Annotated in this window: 16 protein-coding genes; 8 read left to right on the top strand and 8 right to left on the bottom strand. The window is 37.1% G+C overall.

Features of this window, described 5'->3' with window-relative positions; genetic code table 11:
• Positions 1 to 7: 7 nt before the first annotated feature.
• From NEOC65_RS08730 to NEOC65_RS08720, 3 genes are all read right to left on the bottom strand, one after another.
• Positions 8 to 529: a DUF192 domain-containing protein gene (locus NEOC65_RS08730; protein ID WP_242678205.1), complete on the bottom strand. Its 522-nt coding sequence runs from the start codon at positions 527 to 529 to the stop codon at positions 8 to 10.
• Between the two features lie 99 nt (positions 530 to 628).
• The gene (uvrA, locus tag NEOC65_RS08725; RefSeq protein WP_213152482.1) at positions 629 to 6,325 is read right to left on the bottom strand and encodes an excinuclease ABC subunit UvrA; all 5,697 of its coding nucleotides are present in this window, start codon (positions 6,323 to 6,325) and stop codon (positions 629 to 631) included.
• A gap of 359 nt (positions 6,326 to 6,684) precedes the next feature.
• Positions 6,685 to 7,062: a hypothetical protein gene (locus tag NEOC65_RS08720; protein WP_166156288.1), complete on the bottom strand. Its 378-nt coding sequence runs from the start codon at positions 7,060 to 7,062 to the stop codon at positions 6,685 to 6,687.
• A gap of 74 nt (positions 7,063 to 7,136) precedes the next feature.
• Here NEOC65_RS08720 and NEOC65_RS08715 point away from each other — a divergent pair, with 74 nt between their 5' ends.
• From NEOC65_RS08715 to pyk, 6 genes are all read left to right on the top strand, one after another.
• Positions 7,137 to 7,343 (top strand): hypothetical protein, encoded by a 207-nt coding sequence (locus tag NEOC65_RS08715; RefSeq protein ID WP_166156290.1) that lies wholly within the window; start codon positions 7,137 to 7,139, stop codon positions 7,341 to 7,343.
• 258 nt (positions 7,344 to 7,601) lie between these two features.
• The gene (locus tag NEOC65_RS08710) at positions 7,602 to 9,020 is read left to right on the top strand and encodes an AAA family ATPase (protein WP_166156292.1); all 1,419 of its coding nucleotides are present in this window, start codon (positions 7,602 to 7,604) and stop codon (positions 9,018 to 9,020) included.
• Between the two features lie 17 nt (positions 9,021 to 9,037).
• The gene (locus tag NEOC65_RS08705; RefSeq protein ID WP_166156294.1) at positions 9,038 to 9,682 is read left to right on the top strand and encodes a hypothetical protein; all 645 of its coding nucleotides are present in this window, start codon (positions 9,038 to 9,040) and stop codon (positions 9,680 to 9,682) included.
• Positions 9,683 to 9,890: 208 nt separating this feature from the next.
• Entirely contained in the window at positions 9,891 to 10,769 is an 879-nt protein-coding gene (locus NEOC65_RS08700; protein ID WP_166156296.1) for a hypothetical protein, read from the top strand.
• A 633-nt stretch (positions 10,770 to 11,402) separates the two neighbouring features.
• Entirely contained in the window at positions 11,403 to 12,587 is a 1,185-nt protein-coding gene (locus NEOC65_RS08695; protein ID WP_166156298.1) for a hypothetical protein, read from the top strand.
• 426 nt (positions 12,588 to 13,013) lie between these two features.
• Positions 13,014 to 14,783 carry a pyruvate kinase gene (pyk, locus tag NEOC65_RS08690; RefSeq protein WP_207391806.1) on the top strand — a complete coding sequence of 590 codons (1,770 nt, stop codon included), beginning with the start codon at positions 13,014 to 13,016 and terminating at the stop codon, positions 14,781 to 14,783.
• Positions 14,784 to 15,033: 250 nt separating this feature from the next.
• On the opposite strand, the gene topA is transcribed toward pyk, so the two are convergent.
• From topA to NEOC65_RS08670, 4 genes are all read right to left on the bottom strand, one after another.
• Entirely contained in the window at positions 15,034 to 17,619 is a 2,586-nt protein-coding gene (gene topA / locus NEOC65_RS08685) for a type I DNA topoisomerase (RefSeq protein WP_166156300.1), read from the bottom strand.
• Between the two features lie 486 nt (positions 17,620 to 18,105).
• Positions 18,106 to 19,209: a 3-dehydroquinate synthase gene (gene aroB, locus NEOC65_RS08680; RefSeq protein ID WP_213156275.1), complete on the bottom strand. Its 1,104-nt coding sequence runs from the start codon at positions 19,207 to 19,209 to the stop codon at positions 18,106 to 18,108.
• Positions 19,210 to 19,648: 439 nt separating this feature from the next.
• Positions 19,649 to 19,846: a hypothetical protein gene (locus NEOC65_RS08675; RefSeq protein WP_213156274.1), complete on the bottom strand. Its 198-nt coding sequence runs from the start codon at positions 19,844 to 19,846 to the stop codon at positions 19,649 to 19,651.
• Between the two features lie 456 nt (positions 19,847 to 20,302).
• Positions 20,303 to 21,118: a RagB/SusD family nutrient uptake outer membrane protein gene (locus tag NEOC65_RS08670; protein ID WP_213156273.1), complete on the bottom strand. Its 816-nt coding sequence runs from the start codon at positions 21,116 to 21,118 to the stop codon at positions 20,303 to 20,305.
• Between the two features lie 89 nt (positions 21,119 to 21,207).
• On the opposite strand from NEOC65_RS08670, the gene NEOC65_RS08665 reads away from it, so the two are divergent.
• A complete protein-coding gene (locus tag NEOC65_RS08665) occupies positions 21,208 to 22,029 on the top strand; it encodes a ParB/RepB/Spo0J family partition protein (protein ID WP_213156272.1) in 822 nt (273 codons plus the stop codon).
• 1,124 nt (positions 22,030 to 23,153) lie between these two features.
• Here NEOC65_RS08665 and NEOC65_RS08660 read toward each other — a convergent pair.
• Complete coding sequence (locus NEOC65_RS08660; protein ID WP_213156271.1) at positions 23,154 to 23,900, bottom strand: IS5 family transposase; 747 nt, start codon at positions 23,898 to 23,900, stop codon at positions 23,154 to 23,156.
• Positions 23,901 to 24,522: 622 nt separating this feature from the next.
• Between NEOC65_RS08660 and NEOC65_RS08655 the strand changes: the two genes are divergently transcribed.
• The gene (locus tag NEOC65_RS08655) at positions 24,523 to 25,632 is read left to right on the top strand and encodes a PP2C family serine/threonine-protein phosphatase (RefSeq protein ID WP_213156270.1); all 1,110 of its coding nucleotides are present in this window, start codon (positions 24,523 to 24,525) and stop codon (positions 25,630 to 25,632) included.
• Positions 25,633 to 26,108: the final 476 nt, after the last annotated feature.

The raw sequence follows: 26,108 nt of genomic DNA, 5'->3' as shown, positions 1-26,108 counted from the left end.
GAAGCGCTTACTCACCTGTCGAAGGGGAGGAGAGCTTTACTATAGAGGCCTGGGAAGAATTTAAATGCCACACGACTTTATCTCCTACAGTGACTCCCTGTTTTTTGAACCATTCTTTATTCATCTCTAAAACATAGTAAGTTCCCTTAGGTAGCGCCTTACTTTTTTGCAAAAAGAATAAATATATTTTATCATCCGCAGGATATTTCCACATCTCGTTTAATTTATTTACAGGTCGATGAGGATCCATCTTTTCGGGATAAGATTTTAGCTCGGCTATCTCTAAGATGCTACCTTTCTTATCTAAAAATGCTGCTGAAAGATCTATTAAAGTATTGAACATCCAAAGATTTCCTTTAGGAAAGTAAAACAACATTCCTTGATTCTCTGGTAAATGGGAGCGTTGCATCAAGCCCCAGGCGCGCTCTTCCTCTGTAAAAGCTATTTCTACTTCGATAGGAATTGTTCCAGCATGTAAAGGTAAAACTGTATACATTAAAAGCAAAAATAAAAGATAAGCTGGATGCATATTCAAGCTAAATTTTTAAAATATTAGAAAGCTAATTTATAACCTTAAATTAATAGGAAAGTCTAAAGCCAAACGAGCAGAGATCTAAGGGATAATTTTTCAAAGTAAATTTTTTAAATATTTTCCAGTAATAGAGGTCGGGTTTTGAGCAATTTCTTCAGGAGTACCGGTAGCTACAATTTCTCCTCCTCTTTCTCCGGCTTCTGGTCCTAAATCAACGATAAAGTCTCCATTTTTAATGACCTCTATATTATGTTCTATGATGATCATCGTGTTGCCTTTATCTACTAACTTGTGTAAAACTATCAATAATTTTTTAATGTCATCGCTATGTAACCCTGTCGTAGGTTCATCTAATAGATAAAGAGTTTTACCTGTCGAGCGTTTGGTAAGCTCACGACTTAACTTAAGACGTTGTGCTTCTCCACCCGATAAACTTACGGTTTCTTGGCCTAATTTCAAATAGCCCAAACCTACCGCAATTAATGTATCTAAAACTTTAGCAATACGGGGATGATTTTCGAATACCTGGCGTGCTTCGTTAATGGTTAAGCTTAGATATTGGCCAAAATTTTTTCCTTTATAAGTAATTTCTAAGCTAACAGGATTTAAGCGTTGGCCCTGACACTCTTCACATACTACGCGTACAGGGGGTAAAAAATGCATTTCGATGCGTTTATAGCCCATCCCCCAACAATGGGTGCACATGCCGCGTCGATGATTATAGCTAAAGTGCTTGCCTTGTAATCCTTTGGCTTTGGCAGCAGGAAGGGAGGAAAAAAAATCACGTAAGCGCGCCAGTAAATCGACGTAAGTTCCTACATCTGAGCGCACTGTATGGCCTAAAGGATTTTGATCAATAGTAATCACTTTATCAAAATTTTCAATGCCTTCCACTTTTGCTATATCGGCAGCAATTTCATAAGAATTATAAAGGCCTTTTTGGACTGCTGGTTGAATAACTTGGTGCATTAACGTAGATTTACCTGAACCCGAAACCCCTGTTAAAATGGTAAGAGCTTGGATAGGAATATCTAATTGGATGGATTTTAAATTGTTGGCTTTTGCCTCCCTGATTTGTAGCATGCCATTTTTAAGAGAGCGTCTTTTTGTAAGCATGGGAATAGTGAGCTTGCCGGATAAATACTTACCCGTCAGTGAGCGTGAATTTTTTATGATCTGTTTAAAAGTTCCTTGTGCCGTAATATGGCCGCCTAAGGCTCCTGCCTGAGGGCCAAAATCGAGAATATAATCAGCTTTTGCAATCGTTAAAGGATCATGTTCGACCATTAGTAAAGTATTACCAAGTTCCTTAAGCTGTTCGAGGGCTAGATTTAAGCGTTCATTGTCCCTTGGGTGTAAGCCGATGGTAGGCTCATCTAAAACATACAATACTCCTGTTAACCCGCTTCCTAATTGGCGCGCTAGGCGAATACGCTGTGCCTCGCCGCCACTTAAAGTGGGAGCCGGCCGATCTAAGGCTATATAGCCTAGACCTACTGCAGCTAGAAAGCGTAATCTATTGAGAAGTTGAAGGTGAACTTCTTCCAAAATTTTATTATCCTGTTGATTAATGACAAGTTTTTCAATGAAATTAAGAGAGTTATCCACAGGTAGACTACATAATTTGCTAATAGATAAGCCTTGAATAGTCACATGGCGGGCCAAAGCGTTGAGTCTATCTCCTTGACATGAAATGCATTTATGCTCTTCCAAAAGAGGCGTAATAAGTTCGCGTAGTTGAGATTGTGCACTGCGCCCCGCCTTTGCTAATACATGGTTGATTCCTATCCAGCGAAATTTTAAACCGTTTGTAGCAGTATACCACTTATCTTCCGGAGAGCCATTTAAAATCAGGTGGAGCTGTTTAGTAGGTAGCATATAAAGAGGAGCAAGCAGATCAATACCCTCTGCTTCCAAAAATGCTGCTACCCAAGCAAAGGCAGCAGCGTTATAAAGATCTTGCCATAGATAATACATCAGGCCGGCCACAGATTGCTCCATAATCTCTGGCTTTTGTATTAAATTAGCACCATATTGATATCCTAGACCTAAGCACTCCGGGCACATTCCCTCAGCATTGTTGAAAGCAAAGGTATGAGGAGTAATTTCTGGATAAGATTTTCCTGTGCTTTCTACGGCAAATGCTAAATTGAAAAAAACATCTTTTTGGTTTTCGCGAAGAATAACAATTTTGCCACCACTTATATGGGTAGCTGTCTCTACCGCTTCTGCTAAGCGGTTTTTAATCGTAGGATTGATCTTTAAGCGGTCGATAACCAATAATAACTCATTTTTGCGTTTACGATCGAAAGCTAAGCTAAGGCCTTCTTGGTCTAGATCAAAAAATTCACCATTTAGGCGCACGCGTAGGAAACCTTGCCGTTGAAGGCGAGAGATAACTTCTTCAAATCGTTCATTTTTTTTCCCTTCAATAGGAGCTAAAACTTGGATCTTTTCTCCTAAAGGATAGTTCATCACACGATCTACTACATGATCTTTGCTGATCGCTTTAATCACCTCACCTGTTTCGGGGCAGTGAGGCGTTCCCATGCGGGCATAAAGGATACGCAGATAGTCATACAACTCGGTCATAGTACCAATTGTGCTGCGAGGATTACCTGCGTGTGCTTTTTGCTCAATAGCAATAGCGGGTGAAAGTCCTCCTACATAACCTACCTTAGGCTTAGGCATTTGCTTAACAAATTGGCGTGCGTAAGGTGAAAGGGAATCGATATAGCGTCTTTGTCCTTCGGCATAGATAGTGTCAAAGGCTAAAGAGGTTTTTCCTGACCCCGAAGGGCCGGTACATATAGTGATTTTTTCACGCGGAATACTCAATGAAATGCTTTTAAGATTATTTTGCTCCGCATCCGTTACAGTAATTTCTTTGATAAAATGTTTTTGACGTTCTTTATAGTGGATAAGATTATGCTTAGAGGCTTGCACAGCTTGGGTGAGACGTTCGGCTATATCATGATGCAAGATCTCTTGGAGAGCACGGCCTGTAGGGCTCTCTAAACGAGCGATTTGCTCAGGTGTGCCTACAGCAAAGATTTTTCCTCCTTGAATTCCTCCTTCAGGGCCTATGTCAATAATCCAATCTGCCGTTTTGACAATATCCATATTATGCTCAATGACTAAGACAGTATGACCACGGTCTACAAGTTCTTGCAGCACTGTCAATAAATGCTTAATATCATGAAAATGAAGGCCGGTTGTAGGCTCATCAAAAATATAGAAAGTGTGTCCTGCGGTAGGCCTGGCAAGCTCTTTAGCTAATTTGATACGTTGCGCTTCTCCACCTGATAAAGTCGTGGATGACTGGCCTAGCTTAATATATTCCATTCCCACTTTTTGCAGTGTTTGTAGTTTATGGTAGATGGAAGGAATATTAGCAAAAAATTCTAATGCTTCGATGACCTCCATCTCTAGCACATCATAAATACTTTTACCCTTGTAAAGAACTGAAAGGGTTTCTTGATCAAAACGCCTTTTTTTACAAAGCGGGCAATCTATCCAAGCATCTTCCATGAAATCCATATCAATTTTCACCATGCCCATGCCCCCACATTGAGGGCAAGAGCCTTCTTTGACATTAAAGCTAAATCTTCCCGGCTTATATCCACGTGCTTGGCTTTCAGGTAATTGGGTGAATAAATCGCGAATATCATCGAAAAGTTTGATATAAGTAGCGGGGTTGGAACGAGGGTTGCGCCCAATAGGCGATTGATCAATAGCAATTACTTTGTCAATTTTATCTATTCCTACGATTTCTTTATGGCGGCCTACAGGATATTCGCTTTCATGGAGTGCATTCGATAGGGCAGGATAGAGAATATCGGTGATAAGTGAAGATTTTCCAGAGCCGGAGACGCCCGTTACAGCAATGAAAATTCCTAAAGGTATTTTAGCATCTACATTTTTTAAATTGTGATGAGTAGCTCCTTTTATCAAGAGATGGTCTTTTTTTATCTTTCGACGCTTTTTAGGAATGGTAATGGCTAATCTTCCCGATAGGTAGCGTCCTGTAAGAGATTTTTCGCTTTCTAGCAAGCCTTTAACATCACCTTTGTAGACGATTTCACCTCCTCGTGTACCTGGCCCAGGCCCAAAGTCTACAATATGATCAGCTTCCCAAATGGTTTCCTCGTCATGCTCTACCACGATGACGGTATTACCCATATCGCGGAGACGTTTAAGCGTAGCTATCAACTTTTTATTATCACGGGGATGCAAGCCAATTGAAGGCTCATCTAAAACGTAAGTAATACCTACTAATCCGCAGCCAATTTGAGAGGCTAGACGTACGCGTTGAGCCTCTCCTCCCGAAAGCGTAGGCGCTGTTCTGTCCAAATTTAAATAATGTAAACCCACTTCAATCAAAAATTGTAAACGCTCACGAATCTCCTTGATTAACTCAGCAGCTATTAGCTCATCCTGAGCAGACAGGGGAAGATTGCTAAAAAATTCGTAGCACTCAGCAATAGTCATAGCTGCTAATTGGCTAATACGCTTGCCATTGAGTAGGGTCGCAGCAGGATAGGGTTTTAAGCGTTCACCATTGCAAGCAGGACACCTTTGCGTATGCATAAGCTTGAGCATTTTGCTGCGATAGGAATCGCTTTTAGCTTCAGCAAAGCGGGTATGCGCTTCATGCAAGACGCCTTTCCATTGAACATTATCTACCCACTTTGCCCCAGTAATAGGATGAACAAAATGCATTCTGGTCCACTTCTTTTCCACCCCGTAAAGAAAAACTTTCTTAGCTTTTTCAGACAGCTTTTTCCAAGGAGTATGGACGCTAAAGCTATGCATATTCGCTAGATTGTTATAGATGTTACCATAACGTACTGTTTGGTAAGAGCTTGCAATGCTACAACAATCTTGAGCGATACTAAGGTTTGGATCCATAATTTGTTCTAAGTCAAATTCATTGACAATACCTAATCCATTGCAGCTTGAGCAAGCTCCTGAGGGGCTGTTAAAAGAAAAATCGTGCGGCTCTAAGGAGGAATAAGAGAGCCCTGATTTAGGGGAATAAGCATGCGTAGAAAAAAGCTTTTCCTCGTCTGTTTGTACATCCAATATACTGCAGACTCCATTTCCTAAATCTAAGGCTGCAGTAATAGCCTCAGCAATGCGCGAATTGTTTTCAATGTTTATGACAAGACGGTCAATGACTACGTCGATATCATGAGAAACGCTACCATCTAAACCCCATTCATGCTGTAAAGTAACAATTTTTCCATCCACCCGTGCTTTTGTAAACCCTTTGCGCATGAGGTCTTGAAAATCTTCTTTAAACTCAGCTTTTTTAGCTTTAGCATAAGGGGCTAGGACAATGAGCTTAGTATTGGAAGGAAGGCTTTGGATAGATTTGATAATTCTTTCCCTGCTCTGAGGGGCTACAGGTTCTCCACTGACTGGGCAATGGGGGACACCCACGCGAGCATACAATACTCTTAGATAATCGTATATTTCTGTCATCGTTCCCACTGTTGAACGTGGGTTACGGCCTGCGGTTTTCTGCTCTATAGAGATAGTAGGAGAAATTCCCGAGGCATGCTCAAGGTCAGGTTTGGCCATTTCGCCTAATTGGCGTCTTGCAAAGGTAGAAAGGGATTCTACATAGCGTCTTTGCCCTTCCATATAGATGGTATCAAAGGCAAGAGAAGATTTTCCTGATCCAGAAACTCCGCTAAAAACTATTAATTCATTGGTATTAAGCTGTAAATCCACGGCTTTAAGATTATGAACTTTGACTTTTTTTAAAATGATGTGCTTATGATCCATGCTTACTACCCCAAATTAACTAAAAATACTATACATTGAATAGGGATTTTGGGGTAGATTCGTTTAGATTTATCCAGTAGGACAGCCTTTCGGCAAGCAATCCTTATCTTAAGTTTTTTTAGCTAAAGCTTAGCGGCCGTTAGGCCGTAGACTGTAGTTATCTTCATGTAGGTACGGGTTTTAGTTTGAACCTGTGCATTAATAATCTCCATGTAAACACTCTTATTTTTAGCTAAAAAGTAGCTTTAGCCAGAAGTACAAGTAAAACTTTTGCTTGTGCCTAACATATTTTTGGGTGATTTATTTAATAAGATAAGATTGTTATAAGAGAATTTTTAAAAAAATATTTAAGTCGTGTTTTACACTAAAAAAATTGTTGTATGGGATAAGCTTGCTCCTTTCTTTATTAATTTTTTCTGCAATTTTTTTAATAAATATAAATTTAAAGGGCTTTTCCAGCTCATCTGTGCTAAAGCTAAATTATAAGATAAATAAGATTGAATCTCTATCGTATCATCAATAATCAATACACCTCCTATATCTTGTTCTAGATGGTGCACTTGCTTTTTAACATACTGCCATAGTTCTTTCAATCCTCTTAGATTGTGGTTAAGAAAACGGGTGATTTTCTCGTGGCTAATCTGGCCATCTAAAAGATTAGATAGCCCAGTGGCTGTTGCTTGTTGGTTTTGGCTGATAAGATAATCTGTATAAATCTCATGAAGATCAAGTTTCATTTTTTTCTCCTCTTTTCAAAAAAAAATATACCCTCAGAATAATTTTTTCAACTCATCAGCGCGTAAGGTGAGGTATGATGCTAGCTTTGCTGATCGATCAAGTGCAACAGCGCTGCTGCAGTATGTTTTTAGCTGCCCTCAAAAAAGCTGGTTCAAGAAGTAGCTTATGGATGCTAATATGGGCTTTTTTTGTCTCTTACTTTATCGATACCTGGGAAGATCTTTACCACTCAATTGCCTATGGATTTAAAGGAGCAAGGCTTACTCCGAATACTTCTTAACAAAAAAGCTTGAAAGTGCCTTTTGAACCCTTGCGTGTAGAAATTCTTAACTTTAAACTAAATATTAACTTCGGCAAAGAAAGCTTAAAACTTAAGGTATCCTTTTGCTTTTAGATAAGTAAACCTTAAGATTAGCTGTAAATAAAGTTAAAATTTTTATTTGCGGGAATTGCTGAAATTTTTATGATAATATTTAAAAAAGATTCTTTAAATAATGTTCCCAATTGAGAAAAACCATACTATTGCCAGGAGAAAAAAATGATTAATGATTTTGATAGCATGATCTCTTCTTCATTAATAGCGTATATTAATGAACTGATGCCTGAAGTAGCCACCTTAAAAAAAATATCTAATGAAAAATTATATGAGGAGCTAGCTTTCAAAGCTCTTATGGATTATTTAGGAGACCCTCAACAGCAGAACAGCCCTACGCAATTTCAATTAGCGCCTCATCAATTAGGCGAAAATCCTCCAGGGGAAGCTTTAAAATATTTTAGGAAAGTAACGTGCTTAGAAATAAACTCAACGACCCAACATATTAGAGATAATTTTATAAAGCTTTATCCAAGCGTGGCTCGCACTCTCATAAACGAAAAAATAGTGCAGAGTGTACAAAAAGAAAAGTTAAAGCCAGACCCTTATGCGCAAATCTTACAGAAATTAAAGCAAAGTGTAGTAGGTCAAGACCAGGCGGCTACTCTACTAGCCACTGCATTAAAAAAACAAAAAGAAGGAAATCATGTATTCATATTTGTTGGACCAACGGGGGTAGGAAAAACAGCTCTTGCAAAGGCAGCAGCTGAGTATAAAAGAAAATATATTTTTTTTCCTATGAATCAGTATCAAAGTGAATATACTGTTTCTAATTTTTTTGGATCAGGCGCAGGTATTTTAGGCTCGGATGATAAGCCTTTTTTTGCAAAAGAATTAGATAAATGCAAGCCGACACTTTTAAGCAGTGATGAATCTACCGAGCAATATGAAGTGGAAAACATACTAATATTGTTAGATGAATTTGAAAAGGCTCATTCTAAAGTTAAACAATCCCTCCTTACGATCTTTGATGTAGGCATGTATAAGGGGCAGTATACTAAACGCATTAATGATAGGGAGAACAAAAATGTAAGCATTATTTACTCTCTTAAGAACTGCATCATTATTAACACTTCTAATTTATATCAAGATTGCATTCTGCGCGCTTTCCAACAAAAAATGAACATTGAAAAAATTTGTGAATTATTTAGAAAGCAAAATCAGCTTTATCCTGAAGGAAATAGCTATTCCCCCGAGCTATTAAGTAGAATGGATGTCATTCCTTTTGGCCCTATTCCATCAGGAAATTGCTATCATCAAATACTTAAAAATAATTTAAATTTTTATTTTGAAGAATTGAAAAAAGAATTTTCATTTAAGGAGATTATTGTTGAAAATGAAGCCAAAGTTTTATTAGCGCTAGAAAAAAAATTTTATGGAAATGGCACTAATATTAGAAAGCTTGCTCAACATTTTGCAAAATTTACTGTTTTTATTGAGCAACAAAAAGGAGAATGGGGAGACTTAACCCAAGTAAAACTAACACTTTATCCGGAAGAAGAAAAACTACTACTTAGAGCAGATATGTTTATTGAGTTTTTTAGCACCTATAATGACATGAATAAATCCATTCAGTTAATTTAAATTAAAAAAGGAAAATTATGAATATAACTACCCACCTTTCAGGAATGTCCCATAGTGAATTGGTTAGTTTGGCTACACAGCTAGCACGAGAAAAGGAAAAAATAGAGCAAGAAAACAGAAAATTAGAAGAGGAAAATGCAAAGCTAAAAAGAGCTAAAGTATGTAATCTTTTAGGAGGAGACGATCTCAGTTCAATTTCAAATTCTCATTTAAGCGCTCTTGTAATTGCTAGGCTTCCCGAGTTTACATATGAGGGAGTGTCTGTTACCCGAGTAGGTTACACATTTTATGGTGATAATAAAGCAAGTCAAGCAAGAAAAATTGAACTAATTCGTACTAATACTAGCATTATATCTCACTCACTGTCAGCTTTTTTTAGCTCCTTATTCAAAAGCAATTCAGTTTACAGAAAAGTTTTAGACCATACTAGTATTCAGCAATATTTGTTGGCATCGGATGAATTAGCTACTGATGCAATAACTGAAAAAAAATGCCAGCATGAAATACAAACTGCCTACATTCAATATAAAACTATCTATATAATAGTACCCGAAAATCTTGAGAAGGACGCAGAAATTCATATAGATACCGGCTCAAAATTAGTTCAAGTGGGAATAGATAGCGGTAAAGTCATGCGTCAATTTTTTATAAGCAAAGATTAAAAAGTAGTAACTATTCAGGTCTAAGTAAGCTTTAACAATCAGCTGCTTATGAAAATTAAGTTTTTGACTTTATCTATCCCTATCCTCTAAGAATAGGTGACAAAGCGGTACACTCTAGTGGTCAAAAGTAAGGAGTTCATAAGCAGCTGATTGTTAAAGCTTACTTAGACCTGAATAGTTACAAAAAGTACAAGCAAGGTAGAATAAAATGAACATAAATTTATCAAGCGATTATAATTTAAATACTATTAGTCCTTCATCAAGTCAAAGCAATTTTGAATCTCAAAGTGCTAAAGCAATAGACAATCGAGAGTTAATACAAACAGCCCACACGCAAGCAATACAAACTTTTGAGGAAATATCAATTCTTTTTAAGCAATTTTATTATCTGGCTACCCAGGTACGTGGTGACTTGTCAAGTGAGCACTATGGGGCGCTAGTAAAATTAGCCGAAGAAGCTTTAATTAAAGCTAAAGACTTAGTGGAGGCACACCAGGATAAACATATAATTGAGGAAATGGAAAAACAATTTGAGGACCTTTGTACAAACATGCCTTTAGGTAAAAGTGTATTGCTACAAAAAGACGTAGATAAGATAAACAGTTTAGGAATGGTTTCAATTAATGAAACTTACAAATACAAAGAAAATGAATATTATGAACCTCATATTTCTTTATTGGCAATAGCTAACTATTTCGAAGATTTTAAGAAGGGGAATGGTTATTCTTCTATAGCTGTATCAATGAAAAGAGACATTTACTATCATATGTGCAAAGGAAAAATGTTTACCTTGATTGGGTTTAGAAAGACAGCTTCTTCCATGTCTACGTGGTCATCAAAACTTTCAACAGTTTTTAAGATGTCTGAAGAAGAGAAAATAATTAACCAAATGAATCAATTAAGAAAATCAATTAAGAAAAATATTAGCCGTTGGGGATATGAAGGCTTTACACTCTTTCATATGGATAAAATTAAACATGTGTTGGATGTATCCGACAAAGATGAATGGGGTGCTAGCATCTTTCTTTTCCATCGAAAAGTTGGAAATGAAAATTTAGCAATGTATGAAGAAGATATTTTTTTGTGATAGTCTTACTTTAAAAAAAGATTGACACAAATACACACGAATAAACAAAACAAACTTTATCCTTCACTTAATTAATTTAAAAGTAAATGAAGAGAATTTAATCTTTAAAGCCTTTTATGTTGCATTTTTTATAACTAGTTTTTTATATTTATTTAAATAAACGGATGTATGCACACCAAGAATACGAGGAAATCCTTTACGGGGACACGAAGTTCTGAAATGCTTTCAAATACTAGGTTTGAGATACTAACATATGTTAAAACCTACTTTAAAAACTCTATCGTTTTCTAGAAGGCTTTGCTAAATCCTTTATTGCTAGGTTAACATTAGAAGTGAAGGGGGCCAAATTACTCGCTAATGTGCACAAGGATAGTGACATTTACCTTTAATTCACCTTCTTTGGCTAAATGGAGTAAATTCAGCAATCATTTTTGCTTGCGCAATAAGGATAAGAATAGCATGCGAAGGGGAATGGGATGTAAAATCCATGGTAGAGACTAAGCCGAGGAAATGGGCTAAAATTCATCTAGGCATACATACCGTTATATTTAGAGGCCAATCATGAACAAATTAAGCATACATGGCCACACTACTTTAAAAAGAGCAAGGTTTAAATAAACAGGATGCTTATAAATGAAAAAAGTTTTTTTTAATCCCTCGGCTCTCTTACATTTTCATCCTATCCTTGTAGCAGATCAGAGGGAACCCCTATCTTTTGCTTCGAGGGAAGAAGAGACTCAAGCTTTGGTTCAAGCAACCCATACTACTGCTATGCAGGCCTTTGAGCAAACTTTTAATCTTTTCGCACATTTCCATAGCTTAGCTAAAAAAACACGTGAAGGAACAACAAGTATACAATATGGCCAATTAGTAAAAAAAGTAGAATCTATTTTATTACAAGCTAAAAACTTAGTGGCTAAAGACCCTACGATCTCGCCTCCACATATAATCGAGGAAATGGAAAAACAATTTGAGGAACTTTGTACAAACATGCCTGTAGGTAAAAGTGTATTGCTACAAAAAGATGTAGATAAGCTAAAGAGTTTAGGTAAAGTTTCAATTAATAAAACTTACAGGTATAAAGAAAAAGAATATTACGAACCTCGCGTTTCTTTATTGGAAATAGCTGGCTATTTCGTGGATTTTATGGAAGCAAATGGCTATGCTTCCATAGCTGTTTCAATGAAAAGAGACATCTATTACCATATATGCAAGGAAAAAACTTTCACTCTTGTGGGCTTTAGAAAGAAAAAATCTTTTTTTTCATCTTTTCCCCTTCTTTCCAAATCTAAATTTTCTGAGCAACAAAAAATAAGTAAGCAATTGGATCAACTAAGGAGATTAATTAATGAAAAAATTAGTAGCTGGGGATATGAGGGTTTCACAATCTTTCATATGGATGAAGTAAAACATTTGCTTACCCAAGCAGACAAAGACGAGTGGGGTAGCAGCATCTTTCTCTACCACAGAAAAATGGGAAATGAAGATCTAGCTTTCTATGAAGAAGTTATTCCGTATGAAAATCCTTATATAGAGGAAGAAAAAAAAGTTAATGGTCTTCCCCGACTAACTAGAAAAAGGTTAGAAGTCCCAGAAATACGCCCTATTCTTGATGTAAACTTTGAGAAAAAAAGAAAATTTTTTGGGATGAGAGCTTTTTTTAATAATTATTTACTTTTCATTTTTATAGCTATACGGAAATTTTTTTCCAGGTGTAGTAAAATCGCTCATAATCAAATTTCTCGCTTAATAAAAGCTCTTTATACACTTGTAAATTGCTGTAGAGGTAAGCATAAAAAGAAGTTGCCTTTGCTATAAATGAAGAGTTATCTGTTCTGGGGACATAGAAAAGAAATTTACACTGCATTTATTGAGAAAAAGAATAATCACTTTGGGGTTTTCCTCTTTTAGGCATAATTTTTCCTAGCTCATCATTGGCTCCTTCCTTTATTAATTTTTTCTGCAATTTTTTTGATAAGTATAAATTTAAAGGGCTTTTCCAGCTCATCTGTGCTAAAGCTAAATTATAAGATAAATAAGATTGAATCTCTTAGACTTGATATGGTAGCTTTCTTGATTGCTTGTATGGCGTTTAAAAACAATCTTTTATTTAAAGCAAAGTTTTTGAGTTATTATTGTCAAATTTGGTCGGTAAGATATAATAACTTTTTCTAAACACCAGGTGCTAAGGCAGACACACTATTTAAATGACTATTAACGCACACCCTTATCAGGTATTTTTCTATGTTGGTCACTAAGACAAAAATTATTTGTACCATTGGCCCTGCTGTAAATACGGTAGAGAAGATGATGCGATTGATGGAAGGCGGGATGAATGCTGCCCGTCTTAATTTCAGCCATGGGAGCTATGAGGAACATGCGATTGTGATTAACAACCTTAAGAAAGCTCGTACTCAGAAAAAGATGCCTTTAGCTATTATCTTAGATACCAAGGGACCTGAAATTCGAATTGGTAAAATTACTGGGGGACAAATTAACCTCAGGCATGGACAATTATTAAATTTATTTAAAAATTCTATAGAAGGAAGCGAGCAAGGAGTCTGCGTTCATCCTTTCTATGTTTTAAATGATCTTAGTATAGGCACGCGGGTTCTTTTTGATGACGGTTACATCTGCTCCCATGTCATCGAATCTACAGCTGAAAAGGTGGTCGTTAAGATTGATAATGGAGGTGTCCTCAAATCAGGTAAAGGGGTGAATATCCCGAATGTCAGCTTGAGTCTACCAAACATTACTGAAAAAGATATAGCCGATATTCATTTTGGCTGTAAGCATGATGTAGATGTTATAGCCGCCTCTTTTGTACGTTCACCAGAGCATGTACTTGCCATCAAAAGACTTTTGACTAAAGAAAAAAAGCCAGATATTCAGATCTATGCGAAAATTGAAAATAAGGAAGGCATACAAAATTTTGACAGCATCGTTCAGGTTGCAGATGGAATTATGATCGCCAGGGGCGACTTAGGGGTAGAAGTTCCTTTAAGTGAAGTTCCTAGGCTTCAAAAAATGATGATAAGAAAAAGTTATCTGGCAGGGAAACCGGTGGTCACAGCTACCCAGATGCTAGAATCTATGATCAACAACCCTCGTCCTACGCGTGCTGAAGCCTCTGATGTGGCTAATGCGGTATATGATAGCACTTCTTCGGTAATGTTATCAGGAGAAACGGCGATAGGAAAGTATCCTTTTGAAACCGTACAAGTGATGCGAAGTATCGTGCAGGAGGCGGAGGCAGATTTCAATTATCGTGCTTTTTTTGATTTTCATTCAGGTCTGATTCATCATGATGTCCCTTCTGCGGTTACTTTGGCTACGGTAAAAACAGCTTACAGCTCTAGAGCAAAAGCTATATTTGCTTTTACTAGTGGAGGCTCAACAGCATGCCTTTTGTCTCGATTAAGACCCGAAATGCCTATTATAGCTATGACTTCCCATGAGAAATGCTACCATCAGCTGGCTTTAAGCTGGGGTGTAAAGCCCTATTTAAGCTCTCACCCTACAAAAAACATTTCAGAGGCTTTTACTAAGATCAGTACTTTTGCTTTAAAGGAAAATTTAGTAAGCAATGGCGATTTGGTAGTCGTAACAGCGGGCTCTCCGTTTGGCATTTCTGGAACTACCAATATGATGATGGTAGAGAGCATAGGAGATGTATTGGTGCGAGGCCATCATGGTGTAGGTTCCCGCGTGCATGGAAATGCCACCCTTGTTTTATCTCCGGAGTCTGCTAAAGATTATGCGGTAAGGGGGCAGCTACTTGTCATGACGAAATGCGACCCTTCATTCCTTTCCCTCATTCAAGAATCGAAAGGAATTATTTTACAAAACCATATTGATGATGTGGAATCAGAGAAGTTTGCTATCCATATTGCTCAGTTGCTGGATAAGCCTGCCATTGTAAGAGCAGACGAAGCCAGTAGAATATTAAAAGAAGGCCAGCTTGTCACCTTAGATCCGGAAAAAGCGCTGGTTTACAAGGGAGTAATTTTTTGAACCTTAAAGATAAGCGGACCTTCAGCCTAAATATATCATAGAAAAGCATCTAGCTGTTGAATGTTTCTAAATGAAGAGATGGCTTAAAAATTTATCTAAAAAATTACAAATGTACCCTGCCAAGAGCTCTATTGAAATTTTTTTCTCTGTTCCAGCTCTCTTCAGCCTTTGTCATCTAACCAGTTAAAAACTTAGCCTTTAGGCTATTGATTCGATCCCTTTCCTTATATGATTTTTTCCTATAAGGTGGTCACTTTTGGATATGTTTATTAACCATACCTGCTATTTTCATCATATTTACCCCTTCTTGAGTTCCAAAAACCTTTGCCAAAGGCTCATCGGGGACAATTAAGCGCTTGTCTTGAGGATCTTGTAGATTATGATCTTTAATGTAGGCCCATAGCTTTTTAATCACTTCTCCTCTAGACATTTCAGAAGCTCCAATAATAGCAGCAAGCTCTTTAGAGACTTTAACTTCTGGCTGCTTACGGGTAGATTCTTTTGGAGTCGTTTTCTTTTTACTGCTCTCTTTTTTAGCGGCTTTCTTTTTAGAGGAAGTTTTTTCTTCGCTGCCTTTGCGAGTAGCTTTAAGCTTTTTTATATAGGCGGTACGCGGATGATGAGGATATTTAGACTCTAAGAGCTTTAAATCGTTAACAATTACGTCGCACTCAGGGTAGGTAGAGCAACTGTAAAAAGTTTTTCCAAAACGCGATTTTCTTGCCATTATCTGTCCTGGACACTCTAAGGCGGGACAAGCTGGCATGCTTTTTTGAGAAATAAGAGCCTCGCCTTTTTTGGGGATGTTTACAATACCTTTACATTCAGGATAGTTAGTACACCCTAGAAAAGCTCCAAATCGTCCATGGCGGACTTTCATGCTTTTGCCGCATTGAGGGCAGGGTTGCTCCCAGTTAAAATCGGAAGCATACTCTTCTTTATTAAAGGAGAGTTCTTCAGATTGAGCCGTAAAATCACAATCAGGGTAGCGGGAGCAGCCATAAAAATATTTAGATTTAAACCAGATTTTTTGAAGCTTGCCACCACATTTGGGACAGTCGATATCTGTTTGAACTTTTGGAATAAAAGCTTCTTTTTCAGCAATTTCGACAGTAGGTAAAAATTCCTTCCAAAAATCTTGTAGAAGTACTTTCCAGTTTTTACGATCTTCAGCAACTAATTCCAGATCATCTTCCATCTGAGCTGTAAAGCCTATATTCATAATCTTTTGAAAGTTTGTTTCAAGCATTTGTGCTATCACAAAACCTAATTCCGTAGGTTTTAAGCGCCCACTTTCTTTAATCGTATAGTCGCGGCTTTGAATCTTATTCATAATAGTAGCATAAGTTGAAGGACGCCCAATCCCAGATCTTTCTAATTCTTTAACCAAAGAAGCTTCTGTGTAACGGGGAGGAGGTCGAGTAAAGGCTTGCTCAGAAGTTAATTGGATAAGTTGTAGGCTTTGACCTTCCTGCAAGTTAGGTAGCTGGCGACTTTCTTCATCTTTATCGTCATCATCTTTCTTTTCCTCATATACAGCTAGAAAACCAGAAAATTTGATGACCGACCCGGTAGCTCTTAAAATTATATCTTTTCCTACCTTTATGTCTGCTGAGACTGTATCGTAGATAGCCGGCATCATCTGGGAAGAGATAAAGCGTCTCCAAATTAATTGATATAATAAGAATTGCTCTCGGCTCAAATAAGGCTGAATTTTCTCTGGTGCATGATTTAAATTAGCAGGTCGAATGGCCTCATGAGCATCTTGGGCACTTTTTTGGGTGGAATATTGTTTAGCTTCAGTAGGAAGATAATCTTTACCATATTTTTCTAAGATATATTCCCGTGCTGAGCCAAGGGCCTCATTAGAAATACGTACAGAATCCGTACGCATATAGGTAATTAGGCCTTCTGCACCTTCATTTCCTAGATCAATACCTTCGTAGAGGCCCTGAGCTATGTTCATAGTTTTAGCCGAAGAAAATCCATAATGGCGGCTTGCTTCTTGCTGCAAGGTTGAGGTAATAAATGGAGGGACAGGATAACGACGTTTTTCCTTTCTTTCTACGTTAGCTACATGATAAGGCTTATCTTTCATCCGTGCTAATATATCGTCTGCTGTAGCTTTATTGTCGATGATTAAGTAATTTTTACCTTCTACTTCCTCTTTTTCAACTTTTCTACCATCTACAGAGTAAAGATTGGCGCGAAACTGACGTTCTTCTAACTCATTCTTAAGAATAGCTCCAATATTCCAATACTCAATGGGCTTAAAGGCTGCAATTTCTTTTTCTCGATCGACCACTAACTTAAGCGCTACCGATTGCACGCGACCGGCCGATACAAAACTATCTTTTCCTCGATGAATACGTCGATTAAGAAGAGGGGAAATTTTATAGCCTACAATGCGATCTAAAAGACGTCTGGCTTGTTGGGCATTAACCAGAGCTTCATCGATAGGTCGAGGTTGGCTAAGTGCCTTAACTACAGCATCTTTAGTAATCGAGTTGAAAGAGACACGTTTGATATTGGTTTGGGGTGGAAGAATTTGGCTAATATGCCAGGCAATAGCTTCTCCTTCCCTATCAGGATCAGGAGATAGATAAACTGTATCGCAACCTTTAGCAGCTTTTTTCAGTCGTTGAATGACCTGGTCTTTATTAGGCATAATGATATAGGTAGGCTCAAAATTATGTTCAATATCGATACCGAATTCTTTTTCTGGTAAGTCACGTACATGTCCTAGTGAAGATTCGAAAATATAGTGAGGCCCTAAAAATTTTTGGAGCGTTTTAATTTTCGCTGGTGACTCGACAATAATTAAAGATTTTGCCATTCTTGCCTCAAACAACCTTTTTATATATTTAACAAAGATACTTTTTTACTGCTTTTTACTACTACAGCTTATTAAAAAGATATACAATTTGTAGTTATTAGTTTTTTATGCAGCATGCTTGTATAGAAAAAGCGTGCCTTTTATATTTTTTTATAATTTAAATTCCACGGTATTCATCTTAAAAAAGTTGCTTTTTCTCTTTTTAGAACCTCAAATACTTACGCCTGTTTTTTACCCTTTTCCTGGACAGGGCGATCGCTAAATAGAAAATGGCTGAATAAATTTCTACATTTAGCCTTTTGCCAAACTATAATTTGCTATAGAATGGGGTTATAATTTTTTCCTTATGCGCCAAGCTCTTAAAAGGGCTGCAAATATATAAGGCAGCTTCCCTTATTTCTCATGCTGTTAGCAAAGAAATTATTAATCCAGGGGCCTTGCGTTTCAAAAAGAGATTGAGCGCAGAGAATAACAAGGTTTTTTAACTCATTCAAGTTCTTTTTCCGCTTTCTTTTGCTTTAAAGCTGTTAAGATAAGCTTAGGTTCAACCGCCTCTATCCTTTCTACGCTACCAATTTTCTTCACTAAGATTAAATTTAGCTTTCCTTTCACTGTTTTTTTATCCTTATACATATAGCTAATCAAAGTTTCTTCTGATAGCTCTTCTGGTAATGAAAGGGGCAAGTTTAAGCTTTTGAGCAAATTATGCAAGCGAATAATGAGAGAATGCTCAATAAAACCTAAAATTTTACTGGTATAAAAAGCGCAGCTTAATCCTATTGAGACTGCTTGGCCATGCGAAATTTGATAGTCCATAGCCGCTTCGATGGCATGTGCAAAGGTGTGTCCCAGATTTAATGTAGCCCGAATGCCATAATCTCTTTCATCTTTTTCTACGATAAAGGCTTTAATTTTGCAACATTCTACGATGAGAAGATGCATAATTTGAGAATCTTTAGCAAGTATGGCTGTCGTATTTTTTTCTAATTCCTCGAAAAGCTGAGGACCTTGAATAATCCCATATTTAACTATTTCAGCTAAGCCTGCACTAAACTCTTCTGCAGGAAGAGATTGAAGGTAGGAAGAAAAGATCCATACCTGTCGGGCAGGATGAATACTACCAATCAGATTTTTGCTCCCCCTAAAGTTTACTGCTGTTTTTCCTCCTATAGCCGCATCTACCATGCCCATTAAAGTAGTGGGAACATGGATAATGTCTAAACCACGCATATAGCAAGAGGCTACAAAGCCTGCTAAATCAGTGATGACGCCTCCTCCTAAGCTAATAATCAAAGCATGACGATCTATTTCGAAGCGTTGGAGTTCTTGCCAGCAATAAGTGGCAGTTTGCAGGCTTTTAGATCTTTCCCCTGGGGCTAGAATGATTTTATTTATTTGCCTTAAAGGCAATTGCTCGGTAAGGAAAGGCCCGTAAAGAGGATAAACATTAGCATCCGAGATAATAACCAGCTGGGAATAATCTCTTTTAAGCTGCAGATTTGTAAAAAGAGGAACGGGATTAATAAGAATAGAAGAATCTTGCGAGGCAAGGTTAATCGAGGTCCATTGACTAAAGCTTAAGGAATCCATATCTCTTGATTTTTTTATGCATAATTTTATGGACTAACTATAAATCTTTTTAAGCCCTTTGGTTAAAAGCCTGATTTTTGCATAGGTAGCTAAAGCCTACAGAGTCAGTAAGAGGATAAATTGCTTTATAGGCTTTTTTTTAGTTTAGAGAAAGCGCTTTGCATTGTTGGTTGAAAGAGTTATCCAGTATTGGGGGTTTATTATAGAGGGAGCGGATCTATTCTCTTTGCTTTCGTAGGGGGGCACCTAGCTACAGAAATTAAAAATAGGAGAGCACAAGCCCATTTTAATTGAAAGTAATTTAGCCTATTGAACTTAACCATTTTCTAATGGCTTGCTTCCTAGTTTAAAATAGCTAATAAGCTAGGAGGGTGGCATACCGAAAAATTAAGACGGCTATTGAAAGGTAACCCTCATAGCATTGGTACTCTTTTTCCTATTAGAAAGAAACAGTAAACATTCCTTTTACTTCCACGGCGTTCATTGCTAGGTCTGACGCTATGGAAAGAGATGGGGTGTTATTTATTATTGTATGTCGCTTGTTAACGATTACGTTCAAGGCAGGAAGAAAGCTCTCTTCCCCAGCTTGTTCATGGATATCGTTAAAAGTAAATGAACTATTTTCAACACTCACCATTGTTTCTCCACCTGCCCTAATCGAGCGGTTAAGAGGGAAACTTTTTCAATGATTGAAGGCTCGTTTGTGGTCTCAAAATTTTGATTGAGATTTCAAAAGCGGCGCTTTATATTTTTTGCTTTTTTTAAGGTGATATTTTGGAAAACCAGGCCTTTAGATAAAAAATCTCAAAAAATTTAAATTATGCAACCTATTGATTAATCTTCCCTATTCATTTTAGCCCACCATTTTTTTAAAATAGATAGGCATAATTATTTCATTTATAACTTCTTTATATTTCTTATTTTTAAAAAATCAGTCGGGACTTTTATATTTCTGCACTCTTTTTCATGTGGCTTTCTATGGCTCTAGAGGTTGTATAGGATTTAGGAACTCCTCTAGCGAGCATGCCTATTAAAACTTATATGATAAAATTTGTTATAGCAGCTTAAAAAAAATATTAGCAAGTCTTATTAGCTATTTTGTTATCAGCTTCTTTCTTGCTTCTATATAATCAGCCAAGGAAGCTTTCCCTTCAGATAACAAGTTATTAAAGGATAAAAATAATTGATCTTTTAAATAAAAAGGAAGGGTACCTTCGCGGCTTTTTATCGTTAGCTCTTCCCATTCTTTCCAGGTGGCAAGCTCATCTGGAAAAAGAGACAACTGTTGCTGCAGCATGGCTATCCTTAATAAGTTAAAAGCATATAAAAAAGTCCCATATTGCAGTTTTTCTGGTTTATCTTTGAATGCCTCTCCCTGTTCTAGCATCGAATTTCTTAGGTGAAGTGCGGCTTTCAAGCCTTCTTCATATTCTTCTCTAGCTAATAAAAGAGTTGTTTGGGCATAGCTAGTATAGAAAGGATCATTTTCATAGGCTGTTCGCTTAATTGCTGACGTCGCATACAGGCTAGCCTCTTCATTTTTTCCTCTTAGTAACAATGTCTCAGCAATTAATCCCTCATATTTGGGGTATAATTCTGGATGTGCTGCCATGATTGCATGAAGATTTCTTAGCGCTTCTACTTCCGCGGCAGGATCGCTACTTTCTTGAGAAGAGATAAAAAGAGAAAATTTTTTCTCCGCACGTATAAAATCAGCTTCAGAAGCGGCATGATGGCGCCATATAAATTGAAAGAGAATAAAGCCAAGGATTATAAGCCCTAAAAAAGAATAAAGAAGAATTTTTCCGTTACCTAAGGTCCATTGAGTCAAAGGATGCGCTAGGAGGGCATCAGACCAAGAGAGGGATGTGTCGGAGGAGAGCAATTCGCGTTTTAGATTTTTTTTCATATTTGAGGGCTTTTTTGCTTGATTTTTGCGCTGTCTAGAACGAATATCATATAACATGTTTATTTATTGTAAAGTTAAAAGTAAAACGTATGAATGTTTCCCAGGAAAAACTTTCTTTGTTCGAAGAATTGCGTTATGTGCCGCTCAATCATATTAATATAAGTCCTTTTCAGCCTAGACGGCAGTTTGCTGAATCTGAGTTAAAAGAATTGGCTGAATCTATAAAAGCAGTGGGCTTAATTCATCCACCTATTGTTAGAACTGTGGAAAATTCTTCGCATTATGAACTAGTGGCAGGAGAAAGGCGCTTTCGTGCTGCTAAGCTAGCAGGCTTATTCGAAATTCCTGTGCTTGTGCGATCGTCAAGTCATATACTTTCTGCCCAAGCTGCTTTAATTGAAAATATTCAGCGAGTGGATTTAAATCCTATAGAGATTTCTAAAGCCCTATTTAGCTTGATGGAAGAATTTAAATTTAGCCAAGAAAAGCTAGCCGCCTCGGTGGGAAAAAAACGTTCGACGATTGCCAATTATCTACGTTTATTGTCTTTACCTAATCTTATACAAGATAGTTTAAGTAAAAATCTAATTACCATGGGGCATGCCAAAGCTATCCTAGCGGTAGAAGGGGCCGAAAAGCAGGTTTATCTGCATGAATTGATTCTAAGAGAGAGTTTAAGTGTGCGTGAAACTGAAAAAGCGGTACAAAAACTTAAGCAAAAAATTAAGCATAAGAAACTCTCTTATGAAACGCGTGACTTTTATTTAGAGCAACTAGCAGAAAAACTGCAGTATAAACTAGGCACTAAAGTTTTTATCCGCGCCAAGGGAAGGCAAGGGCGCATTTCTATCGACTATTTTAACCTTGACGATCTTGAGCGCTTGTTAGAAGCTTTGGGAGTCAGGGAATAAGTTTATATCCCCTGTATTTGAAAATTGATTGCTCTTATCTTACATGATTGATGAGATTTGTTTAATCATCAATAGGGCTTTTATAGGTCATATTGGATTTTTATATTAGCGGGTAGCTAATCTTTTAAGATTTTTCTGAAAAAATAAGCTGAAACAAAGCACTGAAGAGTCTTGAAATATTAACTAGATTGGAGGCTGATAGGTTAACCTTTTATCAAGGTTGTATAACACTTTCTCTTAGCGAGATATAGCTTTTTAAGCTGGGTTCTTGAATCTATCTGCTTTTATCGGCTACGAATTATCAAGATGATAAAAATTTTTAGGAAATTTAGTTTTTAGAGCTACGGGATAAATTTTTTTCAATAAAGTGCAACAATAAGATTACTCCCTCATTCTCATGTTTTTATTAAAGCCTGGAGTCAGGAGGAATAATTTTAGTTTTGCCGGTATTTATTGTTGTTTGAAGATAGTAGGCGATCATAGGGCGGATACCAAGCTTTAAAGGCGATTTTGCTGGCACCTGCGAAGCCAAAAATGCTTGCAAATAACTGTTTTTTCTATTGGCTGCGTGTTTTTATTTTCCCTTCATCCTCAGTGCATCAAGTAGGCATATCTCCATGACCGCTTGCTGAAAAGATGTTAATAATCATTTAACTGTAAACACTAGCAAATGTAGGGGTGGTCATCTCTTTCATCTCTATTCAGCTGTTTTTCCGTGTCAGAGGCTCGCATGTCATGTAAGGTCTTTTCTTTGACTCGTAGGATAGAAGGAGCCAATGGAAAACTTTCTTTAGATTTTTATTACCTCTTTTTTCACGATATTTATCTCAATTTCTACATCTGCCGATAAATAAACCTTCCTTTTATCCGGCCTTGTTGCGTAAATGATCTAATAGTTGGTCTGTTTAAAAGCTTATCAAGTTAGTACCCATTGTCCTTTGGGCATTCCAAGTTTTGTCATCTTATTCATCGCCAAAGATTTAGCATATAATTCTGCCCGCTGATAGTCTAGCTTCCTAGAGCGAAAATCTCCTCCAAAGCTTCTTTTAAAGCGGTACATTGCCGTTTCAGCAAGCGATCTTCTATGATAGCCACTAAGCTTTTTCCAAAGCTGCCTAGCCTCATCATCTCCTCCCCAAGCCTTGAATGACTTTTATGTTATCATTTCTTTTTTTCATCCACGGTTTGTCCGTCTCTTGGCTTAGCCTTCCTCCTCTTCTTGGAGGCACTACAGGATCCATCCCCCGAGCATAAGACGATCGATAGAAAGCTTGCCTATCATAAGCACCATCTCCATAAGTGGTCTTTACGCTCTTTGGCAGCTTGGGGATCATTTGGCTTGCCACTAAATCATCAGCTTTATTGCTAGTTGTTAGTTCACTCAAAATAATCTCATGCGAGTCTGGGCAAACGCTTAAGTGAATCTTTCTCCAAGTCCTCCGCTTTGCTTTGCCATGCTGGCGTACTTTCCACTCTCCTTCGCCATAAACTTTCACTCCAGTGGAATCAAAGACTATGTCTGTCGGACGCTTACGGCTTAGCTTTGTAAGCTCTTGCCCAAGCTCTTTAGCACGCCTACAAATGCGGGTATAACAAGGAACAGGCAATCCCAAAGCCAGCAAAGTAATCAGCGATGACACAAACCCTCGTACAGCACGGAGGGGTAAATGATAAGCCGCCCTAATCATCAACACGCATAGGATAGCGTCAGCAGAGTAAATTCTTGGACGGCCCTTCTTCCCCGTGCTTTTATTTTCCCTCCATCCTTTAATAGTTTCATCCGAAAACCATAAAGTTATGCTTCCTCTTTGTTCTAAAGCTTTGTTATAATCCGACCAGTTACGTATGCGGTAGTTAAGCTTTTTTTCCATAGCCTGCCTATATTTTTGTTTAAGCAAACTAAATTTTATAGCTCTTATGTGTTAAAGGGCAATCTTATCGCCTACACTTCTTAGCATTTACGCAACAACGCCCTTTTATCCAATAAGTTGTATTTTATTTTATAAATTTAAAATATTAAAATATTAAAATATTAAAATATTAAAATATTAAAATTTTATATTTAGTTATTATTTTTAATGCTATTATTATAAGTAGGGTTTAATTTAAAAAGAACTTAATCGGGTAGGTTCTTAAAAAATTTTGCGCCCAGATAACTGGCTGTTCTTGGGAGATTTATTTTTTGAAAAATTTTTGCAAGTGAAGTAAAAAATCAGGAGCGGGACGATTAGCTAAAGAAGTACTTTGGAAAAAATTATTTAAAAACGTAGATGCGCTAATTAGCAGCATGATCACCCGTTAAAGATAAGTAATCGATTAGACTCTATCTAAAAATTGTCAAAGGAAAAAGTTTTAATAGAGTCGGTTTTTTAGAATATAAAAGAATGCTAGCCTCTTTAGGTATTTAAATACAAATTTAATTTCGTTTATAACCTTATCCTATTTAATTGCTATTATAACTTTATCCTATAATCAGTAAAGTGGAGACCATCTATGAGCTCAGGAAGTCATATAAATTCATCTTTAGAAAGCACTCTTAATGCTTATTATGATTTGTATAGTAAAACGAAAGAAAATAAAAATGATAGAGGCCAGAGGCCTATTTTGTTGCTTCGTACAGCTAATGGAGAAAAAACCCTTCAAGTTTTAAGTGATAGAAGCCAGCTATCGTTTCTGCAGAAAATTTTAGCCTATCTAGGTAAAGGAGAAGCCAGCTTAAGTAATGTAGCCAATTTTTTACGAGAAAAGAACCCAGAAATAAAAGACACCACCGCTAGAAAAGCTCTGCAGCATCTTGATGAAAAAATTGTTAACCTGAATGCGCGTCGCTGGATTTGCCACATTGATCCCCTTTTTATTACAAAAACTATGAGCATCCAAAGTTGGGGATGTGAGGCTTCGGCGACTTATCATTCAGAAGATACTGAGCAGGGAGTCTTGGATTTCGTTCATGTTTTTCCTGAATGTGCAACGGCTTATATTGCGGATGGAACAGGGCATGGTAACCCAGGAGTTAGAGCTAATAAATTAGAGCCTATTTGGAATAAGTTTAATGGAGATTTTGTAAGCAAATTCAAAAGTGAAATGTTGGGCACCCATGATAAAGATCAAGTTCTACTTTTTATGAAGAGCGTCTTATTAGATATCAATACTTCTTTTGAAATAGCTGGCACAGCATCTACTTTTAGTATGGCAATTATTTTGGAAATAGATCAAAAAAAATATGTTTGTTCAGCACATGTGGGAGATAGTTCCCTATGGCATGAAACGAGAGGGGAAATTCACCGCCTTACGCCCGAAAGCTCGTTAGAATTGTCTTCGCTAAGTAAAAATTCATCCATTCATTTAGAGATAAAAGAGGTCCAGACGGGAGACAAAATTTATGGATTTACAGATGGAGTTACAGATTTTCTGCCCGCTGAAATTCTTCATTCTATTCTATGCCATCAGCAGATCGATCCCATCCATCTTTTGGAGGAAATTAAGGCGGCTATTGTTCACCCCACCTTCGAGAGAGACAATTATGTTAATATTAAAAAATTAAATCCTACAGATAAAAACTCTAGCGATGATATCGCTGCTTTTATCATGGTAGTCCCTTAAGGTCAACTTTGTATATAAGCCTTAAAGTCCTCATCTTTGGAAATCATAGAAATTGGGAAGTTAAATTTAAATTTTTTACTTCTTGGGCTTTTATAGAAGCAAAGCTGACTAAAAGTGTTAAGAAAAATAAAAAGCGGCCCTAGCCTTTTCAATGGATTCACTATCATGCCCCTTAGAGGGCTAAATCTGCCTACCTTCATCCTCTAAAAGCTGCCTCTTCTATTTAAAGGAGAGGGGCTTATAAAGGAGGGGCTGCATAAAGAGTATCTTAAGAGCCTATGATTAATATTTTTTTATGCTCTTTATCTTAGAGCATTAAAGATCTTAATGTTTCCTAACAGGTTTTATATTATTTAAATAAATTTTATACAGGTTAATAAGTTGCATGCAGTGATAAAAATGGATAGGGCCATTCTAGCTATTTTAAGAAAAGCCATTATCTTATTTATCCTTTATCTATATTTTGTTATACCCAT

The organism is Neochlamydia sp. AcF65, from assembly GCF_018342435.1.
GTDB lineage: Bacteria > Chlamydiota > Chlamydiia > Chlamydiales > Parachlamydiaceae > Neochlamydia.
Note: the sequence above shows the minus strand (reverse complement) of the source record. Positions and strands in the feature narration are given on the sequence as shown.

Excerpts from the sequence above, each read along its gene's own strand:
- NEOC65_RS08695 (WP_166156298.1), top strand. The coding sequence starts at position 11,403 with ATGAAAAAAGTTTTTTTTAATCCCTCGGCTCTCTTACATTTTCATCCT.
- NEOC65_RS08720 (WP_166156288.1), bottom strand. The coding sequence starts at position 7,062 with ATGAAACTTGATCTTCATGAGATTTATACAGATTATCTTATCAGCCAA.
- NEOC65_RS08655 (WP_213156270.1), top strand. The coding sequence starts at position 24,523 with ATGAGCTCAGGAAGTCATATAAATTCATCTTTAGAAAGCACTCTTAAT.
- NEOC65_RS08710 (WP_166156292.1), top strand. The coding sequence starts at position 7,602 with ATGATTAATGATTTTGATAGCATGATCTCTTCTTCATTAATAGCGTAT.
- uvrA (WP_213152482.1), bottom strand. The coding sequence starts at position 6,325 with ATGGATCATAAGCACATCATTTTAAAAAAAGTCAAAGTTCATAATCTT.
- NEOC65_RS08730 (WP_242678205.1), bottom strand. The coding sequence starts at position 529 with ATGCATCCAGCTTATCTTTTATTTTTGCTTTTAATGTATACAGTTTTA.
- NEOC65_RS08715 (WP_166156290.1), top strand. The coding sequence starts at position 7,137 with ATGATGCTAGCTTTGCTGATCGATCAAGTGCAACAGCGCTGCTGCAGT.
- NEOC65_RS08700 (WP_166156296.1), top strand. The coding sequence starts at position 9,891 with ATGAACATAAATTTATCAAGCGATTATAATTTAAATACTATTAGTCCT.
- pyk (WP_207391806.1), top strand. The coding sequence starts at position 13,014 with ATGTTGGTCACTAAGACAAAAATTATTTGTACCATTGGCCCTGCTGTA.
- topA (WP_166156300.1), bottom strand. The coding sequence starts at position 17,619 with ATGGCAAAATCTTTAATTATTGTCGAGTCACCAGCGAAAATTAAAACG.
- NEOC65_RS08705 (WP_166156294.1), top strand. The coding sequence starts at position 9,038 with ATGAATATAACTACCCACCTTTCAGGAATGTCCCATAGTGAATTGGTT.
- NEOC65_RS08660 (WP_213156271.1), bottom strand. The coding sequence starts at position 23,900 with ATGGAAAAAAAGCTTAACTACCGCATACGTAACTGGTCGGATTATAAC.
- aroB (WP_213156275.1), bottom strand. The coding sequence starts at position 19,209 with ATGGATTCCTTAAGCTTTAGTCAATGGACCTCGATTAACCTTGCCTCG.
- NEOC65_RS08675 (WP_213156274.1), bottom strand. The coding sequence starts at position 19,846 with ATGGTGAGTGTTGAAAATAGTTCATTTACTTTTAACGATATCCATGAA.
- NEOC65_RS08665 (WP_213156272.1), top strand. The coding sequence starts at position 21,208 with ATGAATGTTTCCCAGGAAAAACTTTCTTTGTTCGAAGAATTGCGTTAT.
- NEOC65_RS08670 (WP_213156273.1), bottom strand. The coding sequence starts at position 21,118 with ATGAAAAAAAATCTAAAACGCGAATTGCTCTCCTCCGACACATCCCTC.